The sequence below is a fragment of the Diaphorobacter sp. HDW4A genome, assembly GCF_011305995.1.
Taxonomy (GTDB): Bacteria; Pseudomonadota; Gammaproteobacteria; order Burkholderiales; family Burkholderiaceae_C; genus Diaphorobacter_A.
In genome coordinates this window covers 2,218,708-2,231,436 of record NZ_CP049910.1, presented here as the reverse complement: position 1 = coordinate 2,231,436, position 12,729 = coordinate 2,218,708, and the positions used below count along the sequence as shown (strand labels likewise).

Below are 12,729 nucleotides of genomic sequence, written 5' to 3'. Positions count from 1 at the left end.
TGCAAAGCCACTGGGCGTCGCTCAACATCACTCACCCACAACCAAATACGGAGACAGCCATCCATGGCAAACACCAAAGACTACCGCCTCGGTGAATACACCTATCCACGCGGCTGGTTCATGATTTCCGACGCTGAATCGCTCAACACCCACAAGCCCGTGGCCGTGCGCTTTTTCGGTCAGGACTTCGCGTTGTACCGCGGCCGCGAATCCGGCAAGGTCATCCTGCTGGACGCTTACTGCCCGCACATGAAGACCCACTTGGCCGCGCGCAACACCACCAGCTATGTGGTGCTCGACGGCGGCGGCAGCAACGTGGAAGGCGACGGCATCCGTTGCCCATATCACGGCTGGCGCTTCGGCGCGGACGGCAAGTGCGACGACATCCCATATCACGACGGCCCGATTCCTGCAGCTGCGGCCGTGAAGACCTGGAAGGTCGAAGAGCGCTACGGCGCGATCTGGGTATGGTTCGACCCCGAAGGCGGCGAACCCGACTATCCCCTGCCCCACTTCGCGGCCTGGGATGACGAAAACTTCGTCAACGGCAAGTGGGACTATCTGGGCGAGCTGAACCAGCACCCGCAGGAAGTGGTGGACAACATAGCCGACTACGGCCACCTGAGCCCCATCCACGGCTCCACCGTCGAGCGCTTCGAAAACGAATTCAAGGGCACCAACGCCATCCAACGCCAGTGCGGCGGCCACCGCACGCTGGTGGGCGAAGGCGGTGCCAGCGACCTGCTGCACACCGACACCTGGTACCACGGCCCCGCCATCCTGGTCTCGAGCGTGACCGGTATGTTCAATTCGTTCATGATGATCATGCACACACCCATCGAGGACGGCAAGATCAAGGTCTGGCACAACCTGCTCGTGCGCACCGCCCACGGCGGCAAGCCTGGCCCGGCAGATGTGGTCGCTGCACGCCAGTTCCAGGAAGCCAGCCTGCTCGCGTTTGCACAGGACTTCGAAGTGTGGAACCAGAAGGCGCCTTGCCTGAATCCGCTGTTCATTCCGAGCGACGGCCCATTCCTCAAGGCGCGCATCTGGTACAAGCAGTTCTACAATCCGCGTGCCAAGGCGCAGGAGTATCTGGAACAATGCGAAGGCAAGTACATCCCCAAGGGAATGGTCGCCTACACCCAAGAACCCGAAGCCACTCCCGCTTAATTTTCTTTTCGACTACCAAGGTTTGAAGCCCGTGGGACTTTTGTTCTGCGGGCTTTTTTTGTGTTTTGGTCACGAAGCCTTTCGGCTTCGATTGGTTGATCGTTTGGGGGCGGCAATACGGACCCTCATGCGTCGTTGCTCATGCTTGCCGTACGAGAGTACTGTCTACGCGTGAGACGCCTAGCCTGAGGGCCCGTCTTGCCGTTGGGGTGATGGATCGACGGCTCTGCTCGCTTCGTTGACCCGCTGCTGGGTGCGAGGAGCGGATTTGTTCAGGGGCGGCTGTGCGTTACTTGTGTGAGCATGAACACGCAGTCGCCAAAGGCCTCGTTCGCATCGCTCAGCGCCAGAGCAGCCTCTTGCGCTGCTTTGACAGTATCAAACCACCATTCCACGATATAGCCGTATTCGTAGCCCACGGGAGCGGGGGCGTCTAGCGTGTTGCAGACGATGCGGTGCGCTGCGTTGAGTCCTCCTGTACTCCATGGTGCGGGCAGGCTGGCGGGGACTGGTTGAGCCATGGTGAACGCGGGCTCGCGCTGCAAGAAGCCGATGAGGATCACCGCGTCGCGCTGCGGATAGACCGCGCCCTCTCCATCGCCGCGCAGCACGTGCTGTTCGCAGAGCATCGAGAAATTACGCACATAGTCGGCGAACACGCGGGGTTCGTCGGGGCGCATGATGGCCAAGGTTTCGGGGTCTCTCCAGATGGCGTCGCCGGAGTCGCGGTCGGCGAGGACCATGAGGTTCACGCCGTCGTAGTCGCGGCTGAGCGTACTGGGCAGTGCATCGTCCAACACGCGCGAGCACTGGGCTACAGCCTTGACGCGTTGGCCTACGTTCTTGCATTGCTTGCCTAAAGCGGAGTGCGAGCGCCAGGTTTCGGGGAATTGTTCGCGCGCGAGCGTGGGGTTGCGGCGCGCGAGGTAGATCATTTTCCAGACGGAATTTTTCATGTCTTATGTGCCCGTGGATTCAAACCGCAGGAGCGTGGGCCAATCGGTAGGCCTGTGGGTAATGCGCCATAGCCCGCGAGAAGGCAAACACGCTGGGCAACATGAAGCAGCCCATGGTGAGCAGTGCCAGACGCAGACCGTCGCCGGGGCGGATGCCGTTATAGAAGTCGCTGAGCAGGCCCGCGACAATGGGGCCGAGGCCATTGCCCAGCAGCGCGCCAGACATCAGCACCATGGCGCTGGCCGTGGCTCTGCGTGATGACGGAACGATGAGGCTCAGAGCGGCATAAGTGGGTGCCGCCCACCATGGCGAAAACAGCGCGTAGCCCATGAGCAGCACCATGGTCAACGCAAACTGCTGCGTTCCGGTGAGCAGATAGCCAAGCCCGAACACGGTGGAGATGGACAGCGCAACGACCGGCACGCCAATCTGCCAACGCTGGTCACGCTGAGCCAGTTTGTCGGTAAGCCAGCCCGAGATCAGTGCGCCGCTCACCGCAAAAAGCGCTGCGCCAGCAGAGATCCAGCCGGCGTCGCGCAGCGATAGATCGAACCGGCGTGCGAGCAGTGCGGTGTTCCATGCGCCGAACGACAGATTGGCAAACAACGCGCAGGCCGCGCCGACGATGAGCCAGCGCGTGACCGGCTCGCGCCAGATCTGCAGCACGGCGGTTGTTTTCTTGATCGAGCCAGCCTCGGCCGCAGACGCCGCCTTGGTGCCACCCTGTCCAGCCGCGCTGCGCTGTGGCTCGCCCACTGTCCAGCGCAGCACACAGGCCAGCACCACACTCGCCAGCCCTACCAGCGCCATAGTCACCCGCCACCCCCAAAGCTCGGCCAACACGGGCCCGGCGAGCAAAGCGAGCATCGCACCCGCACTGCCGCCCATGCCGAAGATGCTCATCACACGCGAGCGCTCATGCGGCGCGTACAGATCGGCCAGCATGGACATGGAGGCCGCGCCACCGCCCGCATCACCCAACGCCGCACCACCGCGCGAGGCGGTGAGCCCGCTCGATCCCGTCGCCAATGCGCCCAACGCCGCAATGCCGCCGCCGATGCCACGGCACCAGGCCACGAGGCTGCGGCGCTCGACGCGGTCCGCAAGCCGGCCCATTGGAATGCCGAGCAGCCCGAAGGTGATTGCAAAGCCGAGCCCGGTGATCAGGCCGATCTGCAGGTCAGAAAAACCGAACTCCTGCTTGATCGGCTGCAGCAGTACGGCGAGGATCTGGCGGTCCATGAAGGTCACTGCGGAAAGCGCGGTCAGCAGTACCAGCATGTAGCGGCGGGAGCGGTTGAAGTGTGTCATCTGACTCATGATTTTGTTTTGTTGTTGTAGCTGTAGTTTTGGAACGTTCAGGTGGATCAAGCCACCGCAGTCTGGATGCCGGTTAAGGCCGCAAGCGCTGGCTTCCCAAGCACCAGATCCGCGCCCTTGTCGCCGATCACCACGGTCGGTGCGTTGGTGTTGCCCGAGACCAGATGCGGCATGACCGACGCATCGATCACCCGCAGGCCCTGCACGCCGCGCAGCTTGAGGTCGGGCGTGACGACGGCCAGCGGATCGTTTGCATCGCCCATACGGCAGGTGCCGCTGGCGTGGTGGCCCGAGCCGAGGTACATGCCCAGCCAGTCGAGCAGTTCGTCGTCGCTTTGGACATGGGCTTTGGGCCGCGTCTGCTCCTCGATCAACCCGGCCAGCGCGGGCTGTTGCGCTATCTTCATCGCCACCCGAATGCCGTGGAGCAAGGCCTTGCGGTCGCGCTCATCGTGCAGATAGTTCATGCGCACGCTGGCCATGTCTTCGGGCTGGCGGCTGCGCAGTTTGAGTTCGCCGCGCGAATACGGGCGCACCTGGTATGGCGCCATCGTCATGCCAGGAAAAGCTTCGGTGCGATAGGTCTTGCCGTCGCGCATGAAGGCCTCGATGTCGCCGGTCACGGGCAGGCCGTGGATCTGGATGTCGTTGTACGGGAGGCCGGGATCGCTGCTGAACCACGCCGCGAACTCGGAGCCCGGCATGGCCATCGCGCCGGTGCGCGTGACCAGATACTTGGCCAGCGACGCCGCAATGCCGATGCCGCGCAGCGACTTGTTGAAGCTAGGAGTGCCGGGTTTCATGCGCCAGGACATGGGAACGATGGCGTGATCCTGCAAGTTTGCACCGACGCCCGGCAGATCAACCTGCACCTCAATTCCCATCTCGCGCAGATGCTCCGCCGGGCCAATGCCCGAGAGCATCAGCAGCTGCGGTGACTGCAGCGCACCCGCGCAGAGCAGCACCTCTTTGCCCGCGCACGCCTCGTGCAGGCCGCCGCGCTCGTCACGCCAGGCGACGCCCACGGCGCGGCCGTTTTCAATGAAGATGCGCGTGACCAGCATCTGCGTGCGCACGTCGAGATTCTTGCGCGCCATCGCGGGCTCGATGGCGTTGCGGGCGATGGACGAGCGGCGGCCGTTCTTCACATTGGTTTGGAAGACGCCCGCACCGTTGGGATGTCCGTTGTTGAAATCAGCACAGGCGGGCAAACCGGCCTCGATGGCCGCGCGCACCATGGCCTGTGTCACCGGCTGCGGATCGGGCACGTCGGCGGCGGTCAGCGGTCCCCCCCTTCCATGCAGCGATGTGCTGCGAAACGCGGGCTGATCGCTGAGCTGGTTTTCGGTGCGCACGAAGTACGGCAGCAGCTCTGCATAGCTCCAGCCCTTGGCGCCTAGCGCCGCCCAGTTGTCGAAATCCGCGCGGTCGCCGCGCACGTAGATCATGCCGTTGATCGACGACGAGCCACCCAGCCGCTTGCCGCGCGGCAGCGAGATCGCGCGTCCGCCCGCCCAGCGCTCGGGCTCGGTCTTGTGGCCCCACGAGTACTTGGGGTTGTAGATCATCTGGCCCCAGCCCGAGGGCATGTCGACCAACAGATCCTTGTGCGTGCCGCCGCCCTCGAGTAGCAGCACGCGGTTGCGCGCGTCCTCGCTCAGGCGCGCGGCCAGCGTGCCACCGGCCGAACCTGCGCCGATGATGATGTAGTCGAAGGGGGTGTTCATGGGCTCCGTTGTCTCCGTTGTTCTGTGTGTTCCGATCCAGTCTGAGCATTCAATGCATGCCGTTCAGTTTTGCCGCGACGTGGCGTGGCGACATACTCCAAATGGACGGTGCAGGGCCGCAATCGTGACAATTCCGCGCCGAGAGACCTTCTGCGGGCGCAATGTCCAACGATTGAATAAGACATATGCATATGCCTTATTCAGGGGTTGAGTGATGAAAAGAAAAAATGGATACTTCGCCCGCCCATTAATCCGGGCGCGTGGGTTTGAATATCCAAATCGATATTCTCGGCAATATCACATTTTTGAAGATATTCAATCCACGAATTATTTTGACCAACCAGGAAAAGTTAATGACCAGAGTCATGCTGCGCGCCAAACTCCATCGCGCAACAGTCACAGAAGCGGATCTGCACTACGAAGGTTCCTGCGGGATCGACGAAGACCTGCTGGAAGCCGCCGACATGCGCGAGTTCGAAAAGATCGAGCTCTACAACGTCAACAACGGCGAGCGTTTCTCCACCTACATCATCAAAGCCGCGCGCGGCTCCGGTGCGATTTCATTGAATGGCGCTGCCGCACGCAGGGCGCACGTGGGAGATCTGCTGATCATCTGCACTTACTCACCCGTCGACGATTCGCAGGTTGATCTCTGGAAGCCGAAAGTTGTACTGCTTGGTGAAAATAACCGGATTCAAGAAATCAAGAAGATTTGAATACGCTTTGAATGCGCTTTGAACGCGTCATAAAAAAAGGCCCGGTATGAACCGGGCCTGAATGAAGTAACGAACAAAGGACTCTCACACTCAAAACTTCTTACTTATTCCCCAACCAGGCAACACTGTTGAGGAAAATGCGCACCAGTTCGGTCTGGCGACGCACGCCTGTCTTGGAAAAGATCGAACGCAAATGCGCGCGCGCCGTGTTGCGGCGGATGTTGAGCGCTTCTGCGGCCTCCTCCAGAGACAGGCCATTGGCCAACTGGATAGCCAGCGATGTCTCGGCCGGCGTCAGCTGGAACAGTTGCTGCGCGAGCTTGACTGGTGGATCGGCCTTGCCGCCGGTGTCCCGCACGAAGACCGCCACGCTGGGGCGCTGCTTGCCTTCTGTCCATTCGTCGGGTGAGATGCTCTGCACCACCACCCCCCAATTGAGCTGACCCGATTGGCGGCTCACCGACATCCCCTCGGTCATGCTCAGGCGCGAAACCTGGGTGTGCATCAACGCATCGCGGATCAGGCGTTGCAGCTTGCGGTTGTCGTTGGCATAGTTGGCTTCGAGCATGCCGCCCGTCACCTTCAGGCCATCCTGCATGTCGAGAATGCCGGTGGCGGCTGGATTGGTCTCGATCACCACCCCGTTCTGATCGAGGATGACCACGCCGACCATGAGCTGCGCCATCGCACGGCTGTAGAGCGAGATCACCTGACGGTCCTGATTGACGGCCAAGTGCAGGTTCAGCGCACGCTTCAGGTGCGGCAGCACCATGCTGCAGAAGTCCTTTTCCTGCTTGTTGAAATTGACGTCGCTCTCCGGGCGAACGATACGCAGACCATAAACACAGCCGTCCTTGGTCGCCACGTCGGCGGCCAGCACGTGGTAAACGTTGAGATCCTTGCACCAGTCGGTGTAGTAGGCCGAAGCGCGCCATTCCGAATCGGACATGACGTCGTTCACCGTCACCACCCGATCTGTCACCAGGCCGCGAAACGGGCTCATCGCGATCTTGGGATTGCCGGAGGGAATCTCGCGCCGCTCACCGGCAGCCGAGACGATCAGGCCCACATCATCGGCATTGCAAGGGCGCACGATCAGCGATGCGTAGTTGCCGCTGAGCAGCTTGCGTAGCTGGTCGAGAAATGGCCGCCAGCCCTCGGTGTCCATCGCGGCCTCGTACAGCAGGCTGGTCAGCTGGCTGAACTGCTCTGCCGAGACGAAATCCGACTGCACCGTCACCGGGCGTGCGGGGATGGCCTTGTCAAATACGGGAACATCCTTGAGCACGCAAGCCATGCTCGGAGATGTATACGTCGCAAAACTCATTCTGGCGAAGGTGCTTTCCATCATGGTCAACTCTCTTTGCTAGCGGTAGTTTGGACATAACAATCACTGAATCTCGAACAGGCCAGCAGCACCCATGCCACCGCCGATGCACATGCTGACCACCGCGTAGCGTGCACCACGACGACGGCCTTCGAGCAACGCATGACCCACCAGTCGCGCACCCGACATGCCAAAGGGATGACCTATGGAGATTGCACCACCATTGACGTTCAAACGGTCATCGGGAATACCCAGCGTATCGCGGCAATGGATCACCTGGCAAGCGAAAGCCTCGTTGATTTCCCAGAGGTCGATGTCCTTCACACCGAGACCATGTTGCTTGAGCAGTTTCGGAATCGCGAACACCGGGCCAATGCCCATCTCGTCCGCGCGGCAACCTGCCACGGCCATGCCGCGGAAGATGCCCATTGGCGTCAGACCACGTTCACGCGCCTCGTTGGCGCTCATCAGCACACTGGCGCTCGCACCGTCGGAGAGCTGCGATGCATTGCCCGCCGTGATGAACTGGCCTTCGGCAACCCACTGGCCGTTCTTCCACACAGGCTTGAGCTTGGCCAGGCTTTCCAGCGTCGTGTCGCCGCGGTTGCCCTCGTCCTTGGTCAGCGTGACCTCTTCCGTACCGGTGACGTTGCCTTCCTTGTCGAACAATTGCTTGACCGAGGTGAGCGGCGCAATCTCGTCATCGAACAGTCCCTTGGCCTGCGCCGCCGCCACGCGCTGCTGGCTGCGCAGCGAGTACTCGTCCTGCGCCTCGCGGCTGATGCCGTAGCGCTGACTCACCAGTTCAGCGGTTTCGATCATCTGGATGTAGGCCGTGGGCTTGGCCGCCAGAACCGCCTTGGACTGTGCACGGAACGAATTCTTGTGCTTGTTCTGCACCAGCGAAATGGACTCGAGACCGCCTGCCACGGCCACGTCGTACTCACCCACCATGATGCTCTTGGCCGCAGTGGCGATGCTCATCAGGCCCGAAGCGCACATGCGGTCGATCACCATGCCGCCCACCGAATCCGGCAGACCGGCCGTGTAGCCGCACAGGCGGCCCAGGTTGTAGCCCTGGGTGCCCTGCTGGGCCGCGATGCCCAGAATCACATCGCCGACGTCTTCGCCCTGCACCTTCACTTTGTCGAGCGCCGCGCGGATCACGTGGCCGCCCAGCACCGGGGCCTCCGTGTCATTGAATGCCCCGCGAAACGCCTTGCCGATGGGGGTGCGCGCTGTCGAAACGATGACTGCGTCCTTCATATACTGTCTCCTGACTTATCGTCTTGTTATCTCAAGATGGGCGCCCGAGCCAACCTGCTCGTCGCACCCATCGACCTTTCCCTGGCTTCGCCGCTCTGTGTCGGCTCGCCACGTGCCTTCCGAAATACTTGCCAATCACCGATTGTTCGTTCAAAAATGGAGCCGACTGATCGTTTCGACGACAGTTCCGGGTTTGTCCTGATGCTCCACTTCCACGGTGATGCGGATATGCGCCTGCACCCCGTTGTCGCCCATCGGCGTGGCGGCGATCACCTCGCCCACACCGCGAACGCGCGAATTCACACGCACTGGTGCAGGAAACCGCACCTTGTCGCAGCCGTAGTTCACGCCCATCTTCAAACCGTCAAAGCGCGCGAGCTGCGGTAAAAACAGATTTGCCAGCGACATCGTCAGATAGCCATGCGCCACGCAGACACCGAACGGGCCGTTCTTCGCGCGCTCGGGATCGACGTGGATCCACTGGTGGTCGCCGGTAGCGTCGGCAAACTGGTTGATGCGTTCCTGGGTGATCGTCAGCCATTCGGTCGCGCCTAGCGATGTGCCCACGGCGTCCACAATCGACTGCACCGAATGGAACGACACGCCGCCTTGCGGCGCGGCGGTGTTGGAGAGAGTGGCTGCTTCGCTCACCACTCAGGCCCTCTGCGAGCTGACCGACACCACCTCGCCCGTCATGTACGAGGAGTAGTCGCTGGCAAGGAAGATCATCACGTTTGCCACTTCCCATGGCTCGGCGCCACGGCCGAAGGCTTCCTTTTCCGATAGCTTGGCCAGCAGCTCTTCCGAGGCCGACTTCTTGAGAAACGCGTGGATCGCGATCGAAGGCGCCACCGCGTTGATGCGCACGCCGTGCGGCGCAGCTTCCAGCGCCGAGCAGCGAGTGAACGCCATCACCCCCGCCTTGGCTGCCGCGTAGTGCGCCTGCTCGGTCTGCGCGCGCCAGCCCAGCACCGAAGCGTTGTTCACGATCACGCCCTTGCCGCGCGGCTGCATCGCCTTGAGCGCTGCGCGCGTCATCCGGAAAGTGCCGGTCAGCGTGATGTCGATGACCTTGTGCCACTCGTCGTCCGACATGTCGACCACCTTGCAGCTTGTGCCCATGCCTGCGTTGTTGATCAGCAAGTCGATGCCGCCCAGCGTTTCGTCCGCTTCGTTGATCAGCGCCTGGACCTGGTCTTCCTTGCTTACATCGCAGAGCTTGCCGTAGACGTTGGTCAGCCCGGTCTCGGCTTTGATCTGTGCCACAGCCTCAGCCAGACGACGCTCGTGCACGTCGGAGATGAACACCGCCTTGCAGCCCTCTTCGGCACAACGGCGTGCCGCTGCAAATCCGATCCCTGCACCGGCAGCCGCCGTGACCAACGCGGTCTTGTTCTTGAGCAGTCCGTGCGGAGCGACGTATTCGGGGGCGAAGGCTGGAGCGGTGGTCATGAAGCGAAAATAGAACGTAAAGATTGTTTGCAGTGCACCAATCATCACGTTCACGCTGCGTCGCAACATCGTCTACCTGGACGATAGGCCAATCCCTAATTCGGCATAGATATTCACCAAGATTGCACGGAATTGGCTGAAATATAGACATTTCCAAGCCCATTCCACTGGCTTACCCTTAAGCAAAAACCCGATGTGAGACCTGCGCATCAGCAAGCGCCCTCACCCGACGGCTTGCGTCAAACCAAACCGCATTGCGCACTGCTCAGGCACTCGAAGCTACTCTCACAAATTGCTGCTCCGTCACCGGCGTCCCCCAGTTCGAGCCCTCTTCCTCATGTACCAGTTGAAAACCGCACGACTCATACAGCTTGCGCGCCGCATCCAGCCCCTTGAAGGTCCACAGATGTGTCTCGGCAAAGCCGCGAATGTCGCAGAAGTTCATAGCCTCGGCCATCATCTGCCGCCCCACGCCCGTGCCGCGACAGCCGTCATCCAGAATGAACCAGCGCAGATGCGCCTTGTTGTCGCCCAAGTCATCCCCGTCAACGGCGAGCGAGCCGACAATCCGGCCATTCAAGTTCGCCGTCCACACCCGGTTGCACGGCTCGGACAGACGCCCCGCAAACTCAGCCACACCACTGGCCACCTTGCTCTCGAAAAACTGCCCAAAGCCCGAGTGCGCCGAGTAAAACGTCGCATGCATCTCCGCCACCCGTCCGACCAGCCCGGGCTGGTATCCGGTGCGGATCTCTGGCGCATTCTGCTTTGAAAGCCCGGAGCCCAAGCGATGCGCCTTGAGCCCATCCGCATACGCCGCAAGCCCCTGCGCCACCGCCTGCTGCTGCGACGGGTTCATGTGGCTGAGCGCATTCACCACCTGCATCTGCCCAAACGCATGGATCTTCTCGACCGTTCGCCGTCCCTTCGCCGTCAGGCTCAGCTGCTTGGCCCGACCATCGTCACTGGCCGCTTCCTCTGCCACCTCGCCCCACGCCACCAGCTTGCCCACCATGCGGCTCACGCTCGACTTGTCCAGCCCAAGAAACCCCACCAGTTGCGCCGAGGTCATTGCACCTTGCGCAGCCACCTCCATCAACGTATGCACGGCGGAGGGCGAATAGCTGGTTGACGCCAAGGTTGACTCCATAAACCCCAACTCTCGCACCATCTCACGAGAAGCAGCGCGGATCGAGTCCACCAAGGATGTTTTGTTTGTCATGGGAAAAGTCCTGCGACCTAAATTAGTTGCATAATACAACATTAAATTTGCATAATGCAACTAGAATTTTCAACGCCAAGAACCTTCCGCGTCACAACACAGAATCAATTGGCAACACTCACTTGTGGACAGGCCCGAAACACATCCAGTTTCTCAGCCGCCTCGGCAAACCGAGCAAGCGACGGAGAGGCCGTCGGCACCAACCTGCCCGGCAACACCAGTTGCGTAAAGCTCCACGCCACAGCCGCTGCAATCGACCCATGCGTGAGCAGCGCCACATCCGCCACCAGACCCGCGCTCAATACTTCCGCTTCAAGGGCTTCATACGCCGCATGCAGCTGTCGATCCACCCGATCCAGCCACGGCTGATGCTGCTTCTCCGACGGCCGCAGCTGCTGCTCGTATACGATCTGCACCACCTTCTCACACACCGCAAGCGCAAGCCCGGTCACCCGCAAATCGCGTAACCGCTCCGTAGTATCCACAGGCGTGAGCCTCCGTGACGCCAATGGCTCGACCCACTGCAGAATCAAAGTGGAATCCATCAAAACCACCCCATCTTCGGTCACCAGCGTTGGCGCCTTCACGACCGGATTGATCTGGCTGAACTGCTCGAAGGTGCTGAATACCGAGAGCGACCGATGCTCAAACGGCACCCCCAAAAGCCGCAACGAAATCGCCACGCGTCGCACATAGGGCGAATCGAGCATTCCAATGAGTTGCATGACGGTTTTTCCAAAGAGTAAATGACAGCCCTATACGATAGGCAGACGATCCACACTGGAACAGCGCAGCCCATTGGAAACAGGCCCCTCAAACCGATGATCCATCGGTTTGAAACATGCATTGCGCGCCCTCTTCTCTTCTTTTCTCGATCTTCACATCATGCAACTCGACAAGAAAGACTGGCAGATTCTCGAGGCCCTCCAGCTCGACGCCCGCCAAAGCCTGGCTGCGCTCGGCAAACAAATAGGCCTGTCCCAACCCGCCATGAGCGAGCGCGTGCGCAAATTGGAAGACGCTGGCGTGATCGAGGGCTACAGCGCCCGTGTGAATCTGCGCAAACTCGGAGTAGGTCTGGCCGCCATCATCCGCATCCAAACCAACCATGCGGGCATCGCACCCTATCTCCAACTCTTCGAGTCCATGCCCGAAGTTCTGGAGGTCGACCGCCTGACCGGACAAGACTGCTTCATCGTGCGCTGCGCGATTGCAGAGCCCGCCGATCTGGAGCGGGTTGTGGATGCACTGGCGGTGAATGGATCGGTGACTACTTCGTTGGTGTTGTCAAGTCCGGTGAGGAAGTGGGTGACGGTGGGGGCGTTGAGAGGCGGTTAAAGGCTGAAGCTGTGTGAAAACACCATCGTGTGCGGTCAAGCTGAAAACTCGACCTCTCAGATCGATCTGGGATCGACGATCACGCTGTCGGGAATGGTTTTGCCACTCCCGAAAATGTGACCTTTTCGCGTTTTCACACAGCCTCGGCTGACTTGGGACATTCAGATCTCCTCGGCCAATGTCCGCGATGACTGATTCCAGACACTGACTCAAAAGTGTGCAGGTAAACCA

The 12,729-nt window shown here is 60.9% G+C and carries 12 protein-coding genes; 3 read left to right on the top strand and 9 right to left on the bottom strand.

The window, feature by feature from the left end; genetic code table 11:
• Positions 1-63 precede the first annotated feature (63 nt).
• A complete protein-coding gene (locus tag G7047_RS10055; RefSeq protein ID WP_166304357.1) occupies positions 64-1,173 on the top strand; it encodes a Rieske 2Fe-2S domain-containing protein in 1,110 nt (369 codons plus the stop codon).
• Between the two features lie 272 nt (positions 1,174-1,445).
• Here the strand turns inward: G7047_RS10055 and G7047_RS10050 are convergent, their stop codons facing one another.
• The 3 genes from G7047_RS10050 to G7047_RS10040 are packed head-to-tail and all read right to left on the bottom strand — an operon-like array spanning position 1,446 to position 5,177.
• On the bottom strand, positions 1,446-2,129 hold the full coding sequence (locus G7047_RS10050; protein WP_166304354.1) for an EthD domain-containing protein: 684 nt from the start codon (positions 2,127-2,129) through the stop codon (positions 1,446-1,448).
• A gap of 19 nt (positions 2,130-2,148) precedes the next feature.
• The gene (locus G7047_RS10045) at positions 2,149-3,450 is read right to left on the bottom strand and encodes an MFS transporter (RefSeq protein WP_240939431.1); all 1,302 of its coding nucleotides are present in this window, start codon (positions 3,448-3,450) and stop codon (positions 2,149-2,151) included.
• Positions 3,451-3,497: 47 nt separating this feature from the next.
• Positions 3,498-5,177: a GMC family oxidoreductase gene (locus G7047_RS10040; protein ID WP_166304351.1), complete on the bottom strand. Its 1,680-nt coding sequence runs from the start codon at positions 5,175-5,177 to the stop codon at positions 3,498-3,500.
• 353 nt (positions 5,178-5,530) lie between these two features.
• On the opposite strand from G7047_RS10040, the gene panD reads away from it, so the two are divergent.
• The gene (gene panD / locus G7047_RS10035; RefSeq protein WP_166304348.1) at positions 5,531-5,893 is read left to right on the top strand and encodes an aspartate 1-decarboxylase; all 363 of its coding nucleotides are present in this window, start codon (positions 5,531-5,533) and stop codon (positions 5,891-5,893) included.
• A 100-nt stretch (positions 5,894-5,993) separates the two neighbouring features.
• On the opposite strand, the gene G7047_RS10030 is transcribed toward panD, so the two are convergent.
• The 6 genes from G7047_RS10030 to G7047_RS10005 all read right to left on the bottom strand — a co-directional run bounded on the left by G7047_RS10030 (position 5,994) and on the right by G7047_RS10005 (position 11,885).
• Positions 5,994-7,244 carry a helix-turn-helix transcriptional regulator gene (locus tag G7047_RS10030; RefSeq protein ID WP_166304345.1) on the bottom strand — a complete coding sequence of 417 codons (1,251 nt, stop codon included), beginning with the start codon at positions 7,242-7,244 and terminating at the stop codon, positions 5,994-5,996.
• Positions 7,245-7,283: 39 nt separating this feature from the next.
• Complete coding sequence (locus G7047_RS10025) at positions 7,284-8,486, bottom strand: acetyl-CoA C-acyltransferase (RefSeq protein ID WP_166304342.1); 1,203 nt, start codon at positions 8,484-8,486, stop codon at positions 7,284-7,286.
• Positions 8,487-8,636: 150 nt separating this feature from the next.
• The gene (locus G7047_RS10020) at positions 8,637-9,089 is read right to left on the bottom strand and encodes a MaoC family dehydratase (protein WP_166311987.1); all 453 of its coding nucleotides are present in this window, start codon (positions 9,087-9,089) and stop codon (positions 8,637-8,639) included.
• 51 nt (positions 9,090-9,140) lie between these two features.
• Complete coding sequence (locus G7047_RS10015) at positions 9,141-9,938, bottom strand: SDR family oxidoreductase (protein WP_166304339.1); 798 nt, start codon at positions 9,936-9,938, stop codon at positions 9,141-9,143.
• 265 nt (positions 9,939-10,203) lie between these two features.
• Positions 10,204-11,160: a helix-turn-helix domain-containing GNAT family N-acetyltransferase gene (locus tag G7047_RS10010; protein WP_166304335.1), complete on the bottom strand. Its 957-nt coding sequence runs from the start codon at positions 11,158-11,160 to the stop codon at positions 10,204-10,206.
• A gap of 104 nt (positions 11,161-11,264) precedes the next feature.
• Positions 11,265-11,885 carry a glutathione S-transferase gene (locus G7047_RS10005; protein ID WP_166304330.1) on the bottom strand — a complete coding sequence of 207 codons (621 nt, stop codon included), beginning with the start codon at positions 11,883-11,885 and terminating at the stop codon, positions 11,265-11,267.
• Between the two features lie 160 nt (positions 11,886-12,045).
• On the opposite strand from G7047_RS10005, the gene G7047_RS10000 reads away from it, so the two are divergent.
• Complete coding sequence (locus tag G7047_RS10000; protein ID WP_166304327.1) at positions 12,046-12,498, top strand: Lrp/AsnC family transcriptional regulator; 453 nt, start codon at positions 12,046-12,048, stop codon at positions 12,496-12,498.
• Positions 12,499-12,729 lie beyond the last annotated feature (231 nt).